This is a genomic window from Streptomyces sp. NPDC006193 (assembly GCF_040613915.1).
Taxonomy (GTDB): domain Bacteria; phylum Actinomycetota; class Actinomycetes; order Streptomycetales; family Streptomycetaceae; genus Streptomyces.
This window is the reverse complement of record NZ_JBEXTB010000054.1, coordinates 1-16,658: the sequence shown is the minus strand read 5'-3', so window position 1 is coordinate 16,658 and position 16,658 is coordinate 1. Positions and strand designations below refer to the sequence as shown.

Here is a 16,658-nt window from a genome sequence, read left to right as displayed (position 1 = left end):
ACGGGGTCGTCCCGCACTGTACGCAGCGGCGGCGAATCCTCTTAAGGTGAGCAGTATTGGATGCCGGCGGTGTCGACGGTCCGCCGGCTCATGCGGTCGCCGTGCAGCGCCCGCACCGCTGCCGGGGGCCGGTGCCGTCCCCGGTGGAAGACGGTCACCTCCCAGCCGCGCCCGGCCGCCGCCTCCACGACGGCCCGCCCCACGAACTCCGTACCGCCCAGCACGAGAAGTCTCATGCCGGTGATCCTGCCCGGTCGGGGCGCGGACCGGCACGGGACTCTGCCGAGGGCAGAGCGGGCGGTCAGCGGCCGGCCGGCGGGGTGTACTTGTAGCCGACGCGGCGCACCGTCTGGATCGTCTGGCGGTGCGGGGCGCCGAGCTTGCGGCGCAGCCGGGCGATGTGCACGTCGACGGTGCGGCCGTCGCCCACGTGGCCGTAGCCCCACACCGTGGTGACGAGCTGGTCGCGGGTGTGCACCCGGTGCGGGTGCGCCACCAGGTGCGCGAGCAGCTCGAACTCCAGGTAGGTGAGGTCGAGTTCGCGGCCGTCGACGCTGGCGGTGCGCCGTACGGGGTCGATCCGCACCAGCGGGTCGGCGGCGCCCTCCGCGTCCTCCGGCCGGTCCGGGACCGCGACCGGCAGGAACGGCGGCCGCTGGTCGGCCGGGACCAGCACCAGGTAGCCGACCATCGGGGGCTGGCCCGGCAGGGCGGGCAGGGTGTGCTGCGGCGCGGGCAGCCAGGTGGCGCCGGGCGGCAGGAAGTCCGCGGGGCTGCCGGCCGCGGCCGGGCCGGGGTGCTCCCATTCCTCGTCCCGGTCGACGGCGCGCAAGCGGTGCCGGGCGCCGTTCGGGGCGGGGGAGTCGAGAGTGGCGGTGGACAGAGGACGGGTGGTCGCCATGAGGAGTCAGCTCTTTCGCGCGAGGAGTTCGTCGGGCGGGACGGCGGCCGCGATTCGTGGTCGGGCGCGCCGAGGGACGTACGTCGTTTCGCGCTGGCCGAAGGCCGGGGTGTACGGCTTTAGAGGGCCCGCGCGTTCCTCGCGCGACGACACACCCGGTCGAAGTCATGGTGCTGACGGGAAGGCCAGAACGGCTCGAGGTCATGTCGACCCGTCGCGGTGATCTGCTGGAAGCCGGCCATGGGTTCATTGAAGCAGAGGCGCGCGGCGGGCAGGAGACCGCTCTCACTGCTTGGACGCGTCCTTGGCATGAAATTGACGTTGCGGGTGCCCGCGGTCCCGGTTTTCCGCCCTGGTCAGCGGGTGTCCGGGCGGGCGACGTGTCCGGAATGCCGTCTCATCATGCGGACAGCGGATCCGGTCGGCCGCATACGCGAGGGGCGCCCGCCGTCACGGCGGGCGCCCCTCGGCTCGGAAGCGGGCGGACCGGACCGGCCGGCCCTCTCCGGCGCGGTGCGGCAGGCGCCCGCCGGCAGGCGGGGCGCCGCGTACGGGGCGGCCCGGTACGGACCGTCAGGTGTCCGCCGGTGCCGGCCGTGGTCCTCGGTGGGCTGGGTGCGGTCGAGGGGCCTGGGAGCCGTGGTCCTCGCCTACCGCTCCGGTCCGCCGCCTCACCGGCCGCCCGGCCGGTGCCCGGGTCCGGGTCTCACCCCACCTTCTCGATCACCGCGCGCCGGATGAGGAACTTGCCCGGTTCCCGGACCTGTTCGAAGGCGGCGTTGTTCAGCAGGACGCAACTGCCGGACACGGAGGTCACCTTGACGGTCGTGGACTTGTTGTTGTCCAGGTTGGTGACCTTCAGGGTCGTCCCCGCCGGGAACTGGTTGCTGGAGGCGGCCGGGGCGCCGGCCTCTCCGGAGAGCGTCACCGTGGAGCCCTTGCAGACCTGCTGCCCGGCAGCCGCGGCGCCGCCACCGGCTGCGCCGGTCTGCGAAGGCTGCGCGCCCTGCTGGGCGCCCCCGGCCTGCTGGCCGCCGCCCTGCTGGGCGCCGCCGCCCTGCTGGGCGCCGCCGCCCTGCTGAGCACCGCCGCCCTGCTGAGCGCCGCCGCCCTGCTGGGCGCCCCCGGTCTGTCCCGCCTGGGAGCCCTGAGCCGACTCCCCAACGGTGCAACCGGACGCCTTCTGCTGGACCTTGATCTGCTCGATGACGGCCTCGCGGTTGGCGATCCGGGCCGTCGACTGCGCGTCCGGGTTCGCCTTCTGGCCCTCGATGAACTTCTGGTTGTTGCCGAGGGCGGTGGCGAGCCCCTGGCAGACGGTCGAGTCCGCGGACAGCGTCCTGGCGCTGTCCGCGCTCTGCGAGGCGTTCGACGTGGACGCCATGGCGAAGGCGCCGCCGCCCGCCACCGCCGCGGCACTGACGAGCAGCGCGATCTTCTTCTTTGCGCCGAGAGTTCTCCTGCGCGACATGCGCGCCTCCTGAAGAGGTAGGGGAGCGTACGCCGCTATGTACGAGATACCGAACGGAGTTGCTCAGTGACGGCAGGAGCCGTCCGAGTAACCTGCGTCACACCGCCGGCCGGGCCGCGTCAGCCCTCGGTGCGCGACAGTGCCTCCCGCACGGCCTCCTCGCTCCGGGCCACCAGGGCCGTTCCGTCGTCCGCGGTGATGATCGGACGCTGGATGAGCCGGGGGTGCCCGGCGAGCGCGCTGATCCACCGGTCCCGCGCGCTCTCGTCCCGCGGCCACCGGCCGATCCCCAGCTCCGCGGCCTCGGCCTCCCCGGTGCGGGTGATGTCCCACGGTTCGAGGCCCAGGCGCTCGAGCACCGCCCTGATCTCGTCCTCGCCCGGCACGTCCTCCAGGTACCGGCGGACGGTGTACTCGGCCCCCTCGGCGTCGAGCAGGCTGATCGCGCTGCGGCACTTGGAGCAGGCCGGATTGATCCAGATTTCCATGCGGGACACGGTACTCAACACCAACGGTGTTCGAATTCCCGGCACCTCGGCAGCCTCATCCCTCCCGGCTGTGACGGAGCGCCAAATACCGTTCTCACCTGGTCCTTTGACTGCTTCTGCGGACGGTCGATTGTCAGTGCCCGCCGGTAGACTGGAAGCAGTGTTCGAGGGCAGGCGCCGACCGCGGCGGCTGCCCTGACCGCGACAGGAGGATCCCTGTGCCCGCTGCCGCCCTGAAGCCCCAGCCGCTGCCGACCCAGTCCACCGCCAAGCGGCCCGTGCCGTCCGACTCGCCGTACGAGCCGGTGGCCAAGCGTCCGCTGCCCGCGGGGCAGCCGCGCGAGTGGTACGTCACGCACAACCGGCGCCTGAAGGCCATGCGCCTCGCCATAGCCCTGCTCGACTCCGGGGTCTACCGGCCGGCCCAGGCACGCAACGCGAGGATCCGCAGCACGGCGGAGCGGATCGGGATGCGCCCGCCGTCCGACACGACGTGCCGCATGGTGCGGGCGCTGATGCGCGACGCGCGCTGAACCGGGCCGTGGCGCAGGGCGCCCGCCCCCGGGCGGGCGCCCTGCGCCCTCACGCCGTCAGCTCCCGCTCCAGCGGGGTCCTGAAGCGCGGGGTGACCCGGGTGGCCCCCAGCGCCTCCCGCAGCCGCCCGGCCTCCGCCGCCAGCGCGGCCGACGCCTCCCGGCGGACGCCGTCGTCGGGGATGCGCCAGACGATCTCGCCGTCCGCGCGCTGCGCCCAGCCGCCCACCACCCGGCCGTTCCACCACACCGTCGGCCCCACGTTGCCGCTGCGGTCGAAGAGCAGGGGGCGCAGCGCCGGCTCCAGATACCAGTCGCGCCCCTGCCAGGCCATCGCGGTCGGGTCCAGCGCGGGCAGCAGCGCCGCCCAGGGCTCCTCCGGGGCCGCCACCGGGTCCGCGTCGCCCTCCGCGACGTACCCCGGACCCTCGTCCAGCGACACCCGGTGGGCGCCGATCGCGGACAGGGCGCGCCGGACCTCGGTGACCCGCCACCCCGTCCACCACTTCAGGTCCGCCTCGGTCGCCGGCCCGCACGCCCGCAGCCAGCGCCGCAGCAGGCCGGCCTGGGCCTCGGCCACGTCCAGCTCCGGGTGGGGCGGCGCCGGCGCCCAGCGGAACCGGTTGGACGTCCAGGAGCCGAGCGGTCTGCCCCGCACCACCTTGCCCTCCACGCCCAGCACGCGCAGCAGCCGGGTCGAGACCGTGTGGACCCCCTCGTAGCTCTTCCCGGCCGCGTACACGAACTGCTCGCGCAGACGCGGCTCGTCCGCCGCCAGCTCCGCCGCCGTCGCCTGGCCGCGCCGGGCCAGCGCCGCCAGCACGGCCTCCTCGACCTCCGCCAGCCAGGCCGCGTCCGGGGCGCCCGCGCTCGCCATGTCCCGCAGCAGGGCGGCGCGTTCGCGGGCAGCCACCGCCAGGCCCGTGGAGGCGTGGACGACGGCCGTCAGCTCGGCCGGGACCACGAACACCGTGTGCCGCATGCCGTGCATCCGCACCAGTGTGCGGTCCTCGTACAGCGCCCGCTCCGTCTCCGGCACGGCCTTCGCCGGGTCGGCCAGCCGTGCGGCCACCGCCAGGTGCACCGTCGCCGGGTCCGTGCCGTGCAGGGCCACCAGGGAGTCCGCGACCTCCTCCGGTGCCGCCGCCCGCGCCGTCCCGGCGAGGCGGTGCCGCAGGGCCAGCCGGGCCCGCCGCTCCGCCACGCCGATGTGCCGCCGTCCGTCCGCCATCCCGGCCTCCCCGAATCGCACGAAAGTCCTGCCGCCATGGTCGCGCAGCCGCCGAGCGGACCCGCACGTGACCGCCGGGGCGCCCGGAAAACGGGATGCGGCGGCGCACTCGCCCTCCCTACGCTGGAACGCAGAGCGACCATTTGGTCGCGCTCCGTGTGCGACCCCGATCGCCGGAGCGACCCGCCACCCCCTCACCCCTTCTGCCGCGGAGGTCCGTCATGCGTCACATCCTCGCCTCCGGGACCGTCGTCCTGGTGATCCTCGGTCTCGGCGACCGTCTCTGGTGGCTCGCCGCGGTGGGCCTGCTGTATCTGTACGCGGCACGCGGTCGCGGCTCGCCCGGTACGACGCCGCCCGCGGCCCCCGGCGCCGTCCCGGACAGCTACCGGGCCTACCGCGAGCGCCGGGACCGGCTGGCCGGCTGGGAGCGCCGCTACCGCCGTGAGCGGCCCTTCGAGGCGCGGCGCCAGGAGCGGGAGAAGGGCGGGTGAGCCGGGACGCCGCCGGCCGTCACAGGCCGGGGGCGCCCCACACCGGGAACCAGCGGCCCAGGTCCTGCTCGATCCGCAGGTCGTCGGCGAGAGCCGCGCTCACCTGCAGCTCCAGCGCGCCGTCCCGCCGCTCGGCGGCCCCGGGCACGGGGGCGAACGGGTAGAACGTGCCGCGCTTGTAGAGGTAGACGAGGGCCAGCCGGCGGCCGGCGCCGTCCGCGAACCCGGCGAGCGAGCACAGCAGATGGGGGCCGAAGCCGTCGGCCTCCAGGGTGCTGTTCACCGCGTGCAGGTCATTGACGAGCTGCGGCAGCTCGCCGGGGGAGCGCCGGGACACCAGCCACGCGTAGCCGTAGCCGTCCCGGCGCAGTTCCACCGGCGGGCCCGTGCGGTCGGCGTCCGCGTCCAGCAGCGCCCGCACCTCCCGGTGGGCCTGCTCGAAGGCCGCCCCCTCCACCGCGGCGAAGCACACCGCCCCGTCGCCGGTCGGGGTGAAGCCGGCCGCCGCCTCCAGCGTCACGGCCGCCGCGGGAAGCCCGAACAGCCGGTCGAGATCGGGCGCGACCGGTCTCGTACGGCCCAGCAGGATGTCCAGCAGTCCCACCGCTCAGCCCGCCTGCCCGGGGGCGGCGGCCTCGCCCAGCTCCACGGAGATCCGGCCGAGCTGCGCCAGCCGCTGCTCCAGGGTCGGGTGGGTGGAGAAGAACCGCTCGACGCCCGGCTCCTTGCCGGTCGCCGGGGTGAAGTAGAACGCGTTGAACGCCTGGGCCGTGCGCAGGTCCCGGACCGGGATCCGGGCGATGTCCCCGGAGACCTTGGTCAGCGCCGACGCCAGCGCCGAGGGCCGGCCGGTCAGATGGGCCGCCGCCCGGTCGGCCGCCAGCTCCCGGTACCGGGACAGCGCCCGGATCAGCAGGAAGCTGAGCGCGTACACGGCCGCGGAGACGCCCACCACGGCGGCGAGGACCGCCGCGGTGTTCTGGTCCCGGCGGCCCCCGCCGAGGAGCTGCGAGTAGAAGGCGAACCGCACGACCAGGCCCGCGATCACCCCCAGGAACGACGCGACCGTGATCACGGCGACGTCCTTGTGCCGGACGTGCGACAGCTCGTGCGCCAGCACGCCCTCCAGCTCCGCGGGCTCCAGCCGGCGCAGCAGCCCGGTGGTCACGCAGACCACGGCGTGAGCGGGGCTGCGCCCGGTCGCGAACGCGTTCGGCATGCCCGTGTCGGACACGGCGACCACCGGCCTGGGCAGGTCGGCGATCGCGCACAGCCGGTCCACCACCGCGTGCAGCGCGGGGAACTCCTCCCGCTCGACCACCCGCCCGCGCATCGCGAACAGGGCGATCCGGTCGGAGAACCAGAACTGGGCGACGAACACCGCGCCGACCAGGACGGCGACCAGCACCCAGGACCTCAGCAGCACGATCAGCGCGGCGACGAACCCCACGTACAGCAGTCCGAGCAGGAACAGCGTGAGACCCATGCGCACGGTCAGCTGCCGGTCGCTTCCGAAGCGGCTCCGCATCCTGCATCACCCCGCAGTCAGGCCCCGGCGGTCAGGCACTCGTCCCGCTGTCCAGTGTGCACCCGCCCGCGCCCGGTGCCCGGTGCCTCAGTAGGGGGAGCGCGTCTGCGCGTACCCCAGCAGCACGATCACCGCGGCCACGCAGCCCAGCACCACGACCGTCGACACCCAGGAGGACCGGCGCGGCCCCCCGGGGTCCGGGTCGGCGCGGAAGGGCGCCGGCTGCGGCGGGTCGTCCTTCCAGCGGGCGGCGAGCATCCGGGCCCGGGCGGAGGGCTCCTTGTGCTCGGCCGAGTCCGCCCACCTGTGATCGAACTCGCGCTCCCACTCGTCCTGTTCCGCCATCCCCGTGCAGCCTCTCTCGTCCGGCTCGGTCGGAGGGATGATCCCCCGACAAGAGGATCCACGGGAAGCGGGAATGGTTGCACGGGGGCACGAACCGGCCACCGGAGAGGAGATCCCGCGTGCCGCCCCGACTCCGGGCCCCGGAACGACGGAACCCCGCCGGTCTCCGTGCGGAGAGCGGCGGGGTTCCCGTCCGGCGCCGGTGCGGCCGGCGCACCGGTCACACGTCGAAGTACAGCTCGAACTCGTGCGGGTGCGGGCGGAGCTGCAGCGGGGCGATCTCGTTGGTGCGCTTGAAGTCGATCCACGTCTCGATCAGGTCGGACGTGAACACGTCGCCCTGGAGGAGGAACTCGTGGTCGGCCTCGAGCGCGTCGAGGACCGCGCCGAGGGAGGTCGGGACCTGGGCGACGTTCGCGTGCTCCTCGGGAGCCAGCTCGTACAGGTCCTTGTCGATCGGCTCGGCCGGCTCGATCTTGTTCTTGATGCCGTCCAGACCCGCGAGGAGCAGGGCGGAGAAGGCCAGGTACGGGTTGCCGGAGGAGTCCGGGGCGCGGAACTCGACGCGCTTGGCCTTCGGGTTGGAGCCGGTGATCGGGATGCGCATGGCCGCGGAGCGGTTGCGCTGCGAGTACACCAGGTTGATCGGCGCCTCGAAGCCCGGCACCAGGCGGTGGTACGAGTTCACCGTCGGGTTGGTGAAGGCCAGCAGCGACGGGGCGTGCTTGAGGATGCCGCCGATGTAGTAGCGGGCGGTGTCCGACAGGCCCGCGTAACCGGCCTCGTCGTAGAACAGCGGCTCGCCGTTGCTCCACAGCGACTGGTGCACGTGCATGCCCGAGCCGTTGTCGCCGAAGATCGGCTTCGGCATGAAGGTCGCGGTCTTGCCGTTGCGCCAGGCGACGTTCTTCACGATGTACTTGAACAGCTGCAGGTCGTCGGCGGCGGCGAGCAGCGTGTTGAACTTGTAGTTGATCTCCGCCTGGCCGGCGGTGCCCACCTCGTGGTGCTGGCGCTCGACCTTCAGGCCCGCCCGCTCCAGCTCCAGGGAGATCTCGGCCCGCAGGTCGGCGAAGTGGTCGACCGGGGCCACCGGGAAGTAGCCGCCCTTGTAGCGGACCTTGTACCCGCGGTTGTTCTCCACCGCGCCCGTGTTCCAGGCGCCCGCCTCGGAGTCGATGTGGTAGAACGACTCGTTCGCGGAGGTGGCGAAGCGCACGCTGTCGAAGACGTAGAACTCGGCCTCGGGACCGAAGTACGCGGTGTCCGCGATACCGGTCGACGCCAGGTACGCCTCCGCCTTCTTCGCCACGTTGCGCGGGTCACGGGAGTACTGCTCGCCCGTGATCGGGTCGTGGATGAAGAAGTTGATGTTGAGGGTCTTGTCCCGGCGGAAGGGGTCCACACGTGCCGTGGACAGGTCGGCACGCAGAGCCATGTCGGACTCGTGGATGGCCTGGAAACCGCGGATCGACGACCCGTCGAAGGCCAGCTCCTCGTCCGGGTCGAACGCCTCGACGGGCACCGTGAAGTGCTGCATGACGCCCGGCAGGTCGCAGAAGCGGACGTCGACGAACTTGACGTCCTCGTCCGCGATGAACTTCTTGGCCTCGTCGGCGTTCTGGAACATCCAGCTCCTCCTACTCCGGCCGTCCTCGCCGGGGTGGTAGATCGTTCGTGCGGCCAGTGCGGTGGCACACGCTGGTCTCGACCCTAGGCACGGGTGATTTCTCGGGCGTGACCCGTTTGTTTCGCCCAAGTTAACCGACCTCCTGCCCACGGTAGCCCGGACCCACCCCTGTGCGTAGTGCCCGAAACCGGGCGCAGTACCGTGGACGGGTGGACAACAGGCAGGCAATCGGATCGTGGCTCTCCGGCCCGCGCGCGGCCATGGAAGAGGCGGGCGCCGACTTCGGGTACCGGGGCGAGCAGCTCGGCCTCCCGCAGGAGGGCCCGAACTCGATCGCACGCCCCGGACGGCGGCTCGGCGCGCTCGCCGTGGACTGGGGGCTGTGCCTGCTGATCGCATACGGCCTGATCACGGACAGCTACACCCGTGCGGCGCAGGTCTGGGCCCCGCTCATCCTGTTCGTGCTGACGGCCCTCACGCTCGGCACCGTCGGCTCCACGCCGGGCAAGCGCCTGTTCGGGCTGCGGGTGGTGGCGCTGGAGACCGGCACGGTCAGCCCGGCCCGCGCCCTGCTGCGCACGGTCCTGTTCTTCCTCGCCGTCCCGCCCCTGATCTGGGACCGCGACGGCCGCGGCCTGCACGACCGGCTCGGCAAGACCGTCGAGGTCCGCATCTGACGTCACGCCCCTGACGTCAACACATCTCAGGTCACACATCTGACGTCACGCATCAGCGTCACTCGTCCGCCTCACGCACGCACCGAAGGCGCCTCACGCACGCACCGGAGGCCACCCGCACCCCCCGGTGCGGGTGGCCTCCGTCGTGCTGCCGCCGTGCTGCCGCGGGCGCCCGGCCGGGATCAGCCCGTCCGCAGCACCTCCGCCAGCACCCGGCGCAGCTCGGCCTCCGGATCGTCCGCCGCGTCGGAGGCCCGCCAGGCCACGAACCCGTCCGGCCGGACCAGCACCGCCCCGTCGGCGGTCGTGCCGTGCACCGCGGCCCAGTCGTCGCCCTCCGTGTCGTACGCCAGCTCCGCGTCCGGGCCCGCGCCGATCCGGTACGCGTCCAGCCGCACGCCGCCGGCGCCGGCGAGACGGCGGGCGGCGGCGTGCCAGGCCGCGCCCGCGGCCGACCCGGCGTCGCTGAGCAGCACCGGCGACCGCTCGTAGAGGTCCAGCGTGGACAGCCGCTCACCCGCGCGGCGCAGCCACATGTGCGGCGACCGGCTGCCCGGCTCCCCGGTCAGGCGCAGCCCCTCGGGGACCACCGGCCGGTCCGGGTCGGCGCCCACGACCGCGCCCTCCGGGTAGCGGTAGCCGAGGACGACGCCGAGGATGCCGCCGCGCTTCCCGGCGCCGATGCCGGGGGCCGGGGCGAAACCGGGGTGGCTGTGCTCCACCGAGCGGGCCGAGGCCCGTGCGCTGGTGGCCAGGGCGACGGGCCGGCGCTCGGTGTCGTACGTCCCGAGCAGCCCGGGCCCGGCCCAGCCGCCGAGGACGGCGGCCAGCTTCCAGGCGAGGTTGTGGGCGTCCTGGATGCCGGTGTTGGAGCCGAACGCGCCGGTCGGGGACATCTCGTGCGCGGAGTCGCCGGCGAGGAACACCCGGTCGGCCGCATACCGCTCGGCGACCCGTTCGGCCGCCCGCCAGGACGCCTTCCCGGTGATCTCGACGTCGAGGTCGGGCACGCCGACGGCGTGGCGGATGTGCCGCCGCAGCCGGTCCTCGGTGAACTCCTCCAGCGTCTCGCCGTTCTCCGGGTGCCAGGGGGCGTGGAAGACCCAGTTCTCCTTGTTGTCGACGGGCAGCAGCGCGCCGTCGGCCCCGGGCTCGGTGAGGTAGCAGCAGATGAAGCGCCGGTCGCCCACCACGTCGGCGAGCAGCTTGGACCGGAAGGTGACGCTCACGTTGGCGAAGAGGTCGCCGGGGCCGCTCTGCCCGATGCCCAGCCGGCCCCGGACCGGACTGCGCGGGCCGTCGGCCGCGACCAGGTAGTCCGCCCGGACGGTGTAGAGCCGGTCGCTGTCGCGGTCCCGGACGTACGCCGTCACTCCTTCGGGGTCCTGGGAGAAGGACTCCAGCTCGTGGAAGTACCTCAGGTCGCCGCCGAGCGCCCGGGCCCCCTTCAGCAGCACCGGCTCCAGGTCGTTCTGGCTGCACAGGCACCAGCTCGTGGGGCTGAACCGGGCGAGCCCGCCGCCGGGGTCGATCTCCTTGAACAGCCACTCCCCGGCGTCGCCGACCAGGGTCGGCGTCTGCAGGATGCCGTGGTTGTCCGCGAGCAGGGAGGCGGCCTCCTTGATGTCCGGCTCGACGCCGGCCACCCGGAACAGTTCCATCGTGCGGACGTTGTTGCCTCGGCCGCGCGGGTGGATCGAGGTTCCCGAATGCCGCTCGACGAGCATGTGCCGTACGCCGAGACGGCCCAGGAACAGGGACAGGGACAGGCCCACCAGAGAGCCGCCCACGACGAGGACGGGAACCTGGTGATCGGCTTTCTGCTGCATCAAGGACTCCTGAGGCAGTGGTCGGGATGCGGGGCGTGTCGGAGGTTCCATGCCCTCTGGGAGGCGTTCCGCGGGCTCAATCACCCGCGTGGTTCACGCGAGTCGCGCGCACCGGGGGAGCGGCACAGGATCAAAAAGCGCTGACGTCGCGTCATCGGCGGCCGGCGTTCGCCTCTGCCCCCCGTGAAGGAGATGTGCGCAGCATGACCACCACGTCGGAAAAGAAGTCCCAGCAGCGGACGCGACAGGTGTCGAAACGGGTCTCCCAGTCCGTGTTCGACGGCTCCCACCTCCGGGTCGTCCTGCTGGTGGACGTGCACGACGGCGCCCAGCAGCAGTTCCTGGAGGCCTACGAGCAACTGTGCAGCCAGGTGGCCGCGGTGCCCGGTCACGTCAGCGACCAGCTCTGCCAGTCCATCGAGAACCCCTCCCAATGGCTCATCACCAGCGAGTGGGAGAGCGCCCCGCCGTTCCTCGCCTGGGTCAACAGCGAGGAGCACGTGCGGATGGTGGAACCCCTGCACAGCTGCGTGCGGGACACCCGCTCGCTGCGCTTCCACATCGTCCGGGAGACGGGCGGCGGCGCGGCCACGGCCACCGCGGCCCGGCGCCGGCTCCAGGCGTCGCCGCGGATCGGCGACGGCGTGATCCGGCACGCGCTCACCTTCACCGTCAAGCCGGGCAGTGAGCGGAAGGTCGCGGAGATCCTCGGGAACTACGCCTCGCCCGAGCCGCGGGTCGACGAGGCCACCCGGCTGATGCGGACCTCCCTGTTCATGCACGGCAACCGGGTCGTCCGGGCCATCGAGGTCCGCGGCGACCTGCTCGCGGCGCTGCGCCACGTCGCCCGCCAGCCCGAGGTGCGGGCCGTCGAGGAGGCCATCAACCCGTACCTGGAGCAGGAGCGGGACCTCGACGACCAGGAGTCCGCGCGCGTGTTCTTCACCCGGGCGGCGCTGCCGGCCGTGCACCACGTCAGCGCGGAGGAACTGCCCGAGGGCGAGCGGGCCGCGCTGTACTACCCGGCCCGGCAGGGCCTCGGGATGCAGCTGGCCGAACTGCTCGCCCGGCAGGACGAGGCGGCGGCGGACGACCCGGGCAGCCCGGTGCTGCGCAGCACGATCTTCCAGCGGGACGACGTCGTCGTACGGCTGATCGACGTACGCCCCGGCCTGGGCGCCGACGCCGTCCTGCCGAAGCCCGGGGCGCAGGCCCCGCTGGACGCCCTGCTGGACGGCGACGCCGTCCGCATGGAGCTCATCACCGACCGCCGCTCGCCGGACGCCTGACCCCCTCAGGCGCAGCACACCCCACGGAGGAACGTCGTGATCAAACCCCTTCCGAAGATCGTGGACCTCAGCGAGGTCGAGCCCAACACCCGGCGCGGCGGCGACCTGCGCGCCATGCTCACCCCCGCCACGGTCGGCGCCACCAGCGGTTTCATGGGCGTGGCCATCGTCGGGCCCGGTGACCGCATCGGTGAGCACTACCACCCGTACTCCGAGGAGTTCGTGTACGTCGTCTGCGGGCAGCTGGAGGTGGACCTGGACGGCGAGCCGCACCCGCTCCGGCCGGAGCAGGGCCTGATGATCCCCATGAACATGCGGCACCGCTTCCGCAACGTGGGCAACGTCGAGGCGCGCATCGTCTTCCACCTGGGTCCGCTGGCCCCCCGCCCGGCCCTCGGGCACGTCGACACGGAGGAGACGGAGGTCATCGGGGCCGCCGCCGTGGTCACCGAGCCGGCCGCCGCGGGCGCCGCCCACGACCGGGGCCAGGTCCGGTCATGACCCGGCGCGTGGCGGTCACCGGCATAGGCGTCGTCGCGCCGGGCGGCATCGGCGTACCGGCCTTCTGGGATCTGCTCGCCGACGGCCGGACCGCGACGCGGGGCATCACCTTCTTCGACCCCACGGGACTGCGGTCGCGGATCGCCGCCGAATGCGACTTCGACCCGCTGGCGCACGGCCTGGACGAGGAGCAGGCCGCCCGCGCCGACCGGTACATCCAGTTCGCCCTGGTCGCCGGCGAGGAGGCGGTCCGCGACGCGGGCCTGGACCTCGCCCGGGAGGACCCGTGGCGGGTCGGGGTGTCCCTGGGCACCGCGGTCGGCGGCACCACCCGGCTGGAGCACGACTACGTCCTGGTCAGCCACCGCGGGCAGCGCTGGGACGTCGACCACGAGCGGGCGGAGCCGTACCTGCACCGGGCGTTCTCGCCGAGCACCGTCGCCTCCGCGGTGGCGGAGCGGTTCGGCGCCCGGGGTCCGGTGCAGACCGTGTCCACCGGCTGCACCTCCGGCCTGGACGCGGTCGGGTACGCCTTCCACACCGTGGAGGAGGGCCGGGCCGACATCTGCATAGCGGGCGCCTCCGACTCGCCGATCTCCCCGATCACCATGGCCTGCTTCGACGCCATCAAGGCCACGTCCCCGAACAACGACGACCCCGCCCACGCCTCCCGGCCCTTCGACAACAACCGTGACGGGTTCGTCATGGGCGAGGGCGGAGCGGTGCTCGTCCTGGAGGAACTGGAACACGCCCGGGCCCGCGGCGCCCACGTGTACTGCGAGCTGGGCGGCTACGCCACCTTCGGCAACGCCTACCACATGACCGGCCTGACCAGCGAGGGTCTGGAGATGGCCCGGGCGATCGAGCTGGCACTCGACCACGCCCGGCTGGACCCGTCCGAGATCGACTACGTCAACGCGCACGGATCCGGCACCCGGCAGAACGACCGCCACGAGACGGCGGCCGTGAAGCGGGCGCTCGGCCACCACGCCTACGACACCCCGATGAGCTCCATCAAATCCATGGTGGGGCACTCCCTCGGCGCGATCGGGGCGATCGAGGTGGTCGCCTGCGTGCTGGCCCTGGCCAAGCAGGTCGTCCCGCCCACCGCGAACTACGAGACCCCCGACCCCGAGTGCGATCTGGACTACGTCCCGCGCGTCGCCCGCGAACGGAAGCTGAGAAGCGTCCTGTCCGTGGGCAGCGGGTTCGGGGGATTCCAGTCCGCCGTGGTCCTGACCCGGACGAGGGAGAGGACACCATGAGCGAACCGCACGACCGGCGCGCGGCCATCACCGGCATCGGGGTGGTCGCGCCCAACGGCACCAGCACCGACACCTTCTGGAAGGCCACCCAGGAGGGCCTGAGCGTCCTCGACCGCATCACCCGCGAGGGCTGCGAGCACCTTCCGCTGAAGGTGGCCGGCGAGGTGCGGGGCTTCGACCCGGCGGCGACGATCGAGGAGCGCTTCCTCGTCCAGACCGACCGGTTCACCCACTTCGCCATGGCCGCGGCGGACTTCGCGCTGGACGACGCCCGGATCGGACCGGCCGACACCTCCGCGGAGCCGTACTCCGTCGGCGTGGTGACGGCCGCCGGATCCGGCGGCGGCGCGTTCGGCCAGCGCGAACTGCAGCAGCTGTGGGGAAAGGGCAGCCGGTTCGTCGGCCCGTACCAGTCCATCGCCTGGTTCTACGCCGCGAGCACCGGCCAGATCTCCATCCGCCGGAAGTTCAAGGGCCCCTGCTCCGTCGTCGCCAGCGACGAGGCCGGCGGCCTGGACGCCCTCGCGCACGCGGCGCGGGCGGTGCGGCGCGGCACCGACGTGATCGTGGCCGGTTCCACCGAGGCGCCGCTGGCGCCGTACTCGGTGGTGTGCCAGCTCGGGTACGAGGAGCTGAGCACCGTCGCCGACCCCGCCCGCGCGTACCGACCGTTCACCGAGGCCGCCTGCGGGTTCGTGCCGGCGGAGGGCGGCGCGATGCTCGTGGTGGAGGCCGAACGGTCCGCCCGGGAGCGCGGTGCGGACGTGCGGGCCTACGTCGCGGGCCACGCGGCGACCTTCACCGGCGCCTCCCGCTGGGCGGAGTCCCGGGACGGGCTCGCCCACGCGATCCGGGGCGCCCTGGCCGAGGCGGGCTGCGCCCCCGAGGAGATCGACGTGGTCTTCGCCGACGCCCTCGGCGTACCGGAGGCCGACCGCGCGGAGGCGCTGGCCATCGCCGACACGCTCGGCGCGCACGGCCGGCGGGTGCCCGTCACGGCGCCGAAGACGGGCACCGGCCGCGGCTACTGCGCGGCGCCCGTGCTCGACACCGCGGCGGCGGTGCTCGCACTGGAGCACGGGCTGATCCCGCCCACCCCGGGCGTCACCGACGTCTGCCACGACCTCGACCTCGTGACCGGCCGCGCCCGCGCCGCCGGGTTGCGCACGGCGCTCGTCCTCAGCCGGGGCCTCATGGGGTCGAACTCGGCACTCGTGCTGCGCCGCGGCGCCGCCGAGTGAGCCGCACGCACCAGCAGTCCAGCAGCAGCGAAGGAGAAGGAATCGCCATGAGTGACCGCATCACCGTGGAAGAGCTGTCCGAACTCATGAAGAAGGCCGCCGGGATCACCGTCTCCCCCGAGGAACTGCAGCAGCGGTACGACTCCGGCTTCGACGCCCTCGGCATCGACTCGCTCGGCCTGCTCGGCATCGTCGGCGAGCTGGAGAACCGCCACGGCGCGCCGATGCCGCCCGACGCGGAGCGTTCCAAGACGCCCCGCCAGTTCCTCGACCTCGTCAACAGCGCACTGCCCGCGGGAGCCTGACATGGCCGGACACACCCAGAACGAGATCACCATCGCCGCCCCCGTCGACCTGGTCTGGGACATGACCAACGACGTGGCGAACTGGCCGCAGCTGTTCAGCGAGTACGCCAGCGCCGAGATCCTCTCCCAGGAGGGGAACAAGACCACCTTCCGCCTCACCATGCACCCCGACGAGAACGGCAAGGTGTGGAGCTGGGTCTCGGAACGGGAGACCGACCGGGCCTCCCTGAGCGTGCGGGCCCGCCGCGTCGAGACCGGCCCCTTCGCCCACATGAACATCCACTGGAGCTACGAGGAGGTGCCGGCCGGCACCCGGATGGTCTGGACGCAGGACTTCGCGATGAAGCCGGACGCGCCCGTCGACGACGCCTGGATGACCGACAACATCAACAAGAACTCCAAGGTCCAGCTGGCCCTGATCCGGGACAGGATCGAGAAGGCGGCCGCCGGACACCGGACCGCCCCGGCCCTGGCCGACTGAGCCGGACGACAGGAGAAGACCGTGCACCAGGCCCTGATCGTCGCCCGTATGGCCCCCGGCTCCGCCCCCGACATCGCCAAGGTGTTCGCGGAGTCCGACCGGGGAGAGCTGCCCCACCTCGTCGGGGTGGTCCGGCGCAGCCTCTTCCAGTTCGGTGACGTGTACCTGCACCTCATCGAGTCCGAGCGCGAGCCGGGACCGGCCATCGCCAAGGTCACCTCGCACCCCGAGTTCCAGCAGGTCAGCGAGCGCCTCTCGGCGTACGTCAGCGCGTACGACCCGGAGACCTGGCGGTCCCCCAAGGACGCGATGGCCCAGCGCTTCTACCTCTGGGAGCGCGACGCCGGAGCCTGATCCCCGTCCGGCCACCGGTGCCGGGCCCGCGTACGTCACGCGGGCCCGGCACCGGCGTGTGGCCGGCGGGCGCACAGGGCGTCCCCCTGGCGTGG

General features: G+C 73.1%; 19 protein-coding genes and 1 pseudogene. 10 read left to right on the top strand and 10 right to left on the bottom strand.

The window, feature by feature from the left end:
• Positions 1-86: 86 nt before the first annotated feature.
• The 4 genes and pseudogenes from ABZ261_RS29145 to ABZ261_RS29130 all read right to left on the bottom strand — a co-directional run.
• A pseudogene (locus ABZ261_RS29145) lies at positions 87-236 on the bottom strand (NAD-dependent epimerase/dehydratase family protein); the annotation flags it as partial.
• A 65-nt stretch (positions 237-301) separates the two neighbouring features.
• A complete protein-coding gene (locus tag ABZ261_RS29140) occupies positions 302-901 on the bottom strand; it encodes a winged helix-turn-helix domain-containing protein (protein WP_356864295.1) in 600 nt (199 codons plus the stop codon).
• 706 nt (positions 902-1,607) lie between these two features.
• The gene (locus ABZ261_RS29135) at positions 1,608-2,372 is read right to left on the bottom strand and encodes a hypothetical protein (RefSeq protein ID WP_356864293.1); all 765 of its coding nucleotides are present in this window, start codon (positions 2,370-2,372) and stop codon (positions 1,608-1,610) included.
• Between the two features lie 119 nt (positions 2,373-2,491).
• Positions 2,492-2,860 (bottom strand): ArsC/Spx/MgsR family protein, encoded by a 369-nt coding sequence (locus ABZ261_RS29130; protein WP_356864291.1) that lies wholly within the window; start codon positions 2,858-2,860, stop codon positions 2,492-2,494.
• A 218-nt stretch (positions 2,861-3,078) separates the two neighbouring features.
• On the opposite strand from ABZ261_RS29130, the gene ABZ261_RS29125 reads away from it, so the two are divergent.
• On the top strand, positions 3,079-3,393 hold the full coding sequence (locus tag ABZ261_RS29125; protein WP_356864289.1) for a hypothetical protein: 315 nt from the start codon (positions 3,079-3,081) through the stop codon (positions 3,391-3,393).
• Between the two features lie 49 nt (positions 3,394-3,442).
• Here ABZ261_RS29125 and ABZ261_RS29120 read toward each other — a convergent pair whose 3' ends face one another.
• Complete coding sequence (locus tag ABZ261_RS29120) at positions 3,443-4,624, bottom strand: winged helix DNA-binding domain-containing protein (protein WP_356864287.1); 1,182 nt, start codon at positions 4,622-4,624, stop codon at positions 3,443-3,445.
• Positions 4,625-4,845: 221 nt separating this feature from the next.
• Between ABZ261_RS29120 and ABZ261_RS29115 the strand changes: the two genes are divergently transcribed.
• Positions 4,846-5,118 carry a hypothetical protein gene (locus tag ABZ261_RS29115; protein ID WP_356864285.1) on the top strand — a complete coding sequence of 91 codons (273 nt, stop codon included), beginning with the start codon at positions 4,846-4,848 and terminating at the stop codon, positions 5,116-5,118.
• A 19-nt stretch (positions 5,119-5,137) separates the two neighbouring features.
• On the opposite strand, the gene ABZ261_RS29110 is transcribed toward ABZ261_RS29115, so the two are convergent.
• The 4 genes from ABZ261_RS29110 to glnA form a co-directional block, all read right to left on the bottom strand.
• Entirely contained in the window at positions 5,138-5,722 is a 585-nt protein-coding gene (locus tag ABZ261_RS29110; RefSeq protein WP_356864283.1) for a hypothetical protein, read from the bottom strand.
• A 3-nt stretch (positions 5,723-5,725) separates the two neighbouring features.
• Complete coding sequence (htpX, locus tag ABZ261_RS29105; RefSeq protein ID WP_356864281.1) at positions 5,726-6,646, bottom strand: zinc metalloprotease HtpX; 921 nt, start codon at positions 6,644-6,646, stop codon at positions 5,726-5,728.
• Between the two features lie 87 nt (positions 6,647-6,733).
• On the bottom strand, positions 6,734-6,991 hold the full coding sequence (locus tag ABZ261_RS29100; protein WP_356864279.1) for a hypothetical protein: 258 nt from the start codon (positions 6,989-6,991) through the stop codon (positions 6,734-6,736).
• A gap of 220 nt (positions 6,992-7,211) precedes the next feature.
• Entirely contained in the window at positions 7,212-8,621 is a 1,410-nt protein-coding gene (glnA, locus tag ABZ261_RS29095) for a type I glutamate--ammonia ligase (RefSeq protein WP_356864277.1), read from the bottom strand.
• 209 nt (positions 8,622-8,830) lie between these two features.
• Here glnA and ABZ261_RS29090 point away from each other — a divergent pair, with 209 nt between their 5' ends.
• Entirely contained in the window at positions 8,831-9,298 is a 468-nt protein-coding gene (locus ABZ261_RS29090; protein WP_356864275.1) for an RDD family protein, read from the top strand.
• 182 nt (positions 9,299-9,480) lie between these two features.
• On the opposite strand, the gene ABZ261_RS29085 is transcribed toward ABZ261_RS29090, so the two are convergent.
• A complete protein-coding gene (locus tag ABZ261_RS29085) occupies positions 9,481-11,127 on the bottom strand; it encodes an FAD-dependent monooxygenase (RefSeq protein WP_356864273.1) in 1,647 nt (548 codons plus the stop codon).
• A 203-nt stretch (positions 11,128-11,330) separates the two neighbouring features.
• On the opposite strand from ABZ261_RS29085, the gene ABZ261_RS29080 reads away from it, so the two are divergent.
• Genes ABZ261_RS29080 through ABZ261_RS29050 form a run of 7 tightly spaced genes read left to right on the top strand, consistent with a single transcriptional unit; the run spans position 11,331 to position 16,563 of the window.
• Positions 11,331-12,416: a SchA/CurD-like domain-containing protein gene (locus ABZ261_RS29080; protein WP_356864271.1), complete on the top strand. Its 1,086-nt coding sequence runs from the start codon at positions 11,331-11,333 to the stop codon at positions 12,414-12,416.
• A 36-nt stretch (positions 12,417-12,452) separates the two neighbouring features.
• A complete protein-coding gene (locus tag ABZ261_RS29075; protein WP_356864269.1) occupies positions 12,453-12,917 on the top strand; it encodes a cupin domain-containing protein in 465 nt (154 codons plus the stop codon).
• A complete protein-coding gene (locus ABZ261_RS29070; RefSeq protein ID WP_356864267.1) occupies positions 12,914-14,182 on the top strand; it encodes a beta-ketoacyl-[acyl-carrier-protein] synthase family protein in 1,269 nt (422 codons plus the stop codon). The genes ABZ261_RS29075 and ABZ261_RS29070 overlap by 4 nt, the downstream gene beginning before the upstream one ends.
• On the top strand, positions 14,179-15,423 hold the full coding sequence (locus ABZ261_RS29065; RefSeq protein ID WP_356864265.1) for a ketosynthase chain-length factor: 1,245 nt from the start codon (positions 14,179-14,181) through the stop codon (positions 15,421-15,423). The genes ABZ261_RS29070 and ABZ261_RS29065 overlap by 4 nt, the downstream gene beginning before the upstream one ends.
• Positions 15,424-15,470: 47 nt before the next feature.
• The gene (locus ABZ261_RS29060; RefSeq protein ID WP_356864263.1) at positions 15,471-15,728 is read left to right on the top strand and encodes an acyl carrier protein; all 258 of its coding nucleotides are present in this window, start codon (positions 15,471-15,473) and stop codon (positions 15,726-15,728) included.
• Between the two features lies 1 nt (position 15,729).
• Positions 15,730-16,209, top strand: a complete 480-nt coding sequence (locus ABZ261_RS29055) for an SRPBCC family protein (RefSeq protein ID WP_356864261.1) — start codon at positions 15,730-15,732, stop codon at positions 16,207-16,209.
• Between the two features lie 21 nt (positions 16,210-16,230).
• Positions 16,231-16,563, top strand: coding sequence for a TcmI family type II polyketide cyclase (locus ABZ261_RS29050; protein ID WP_356864259.1), 333 nt, complete (start codon positions 16,231-16,233; stop codon positions 16,561-16,563).
• The last annotated feature ends 95 nt before the right edge of the window (positions 16,564-16,658 follow it).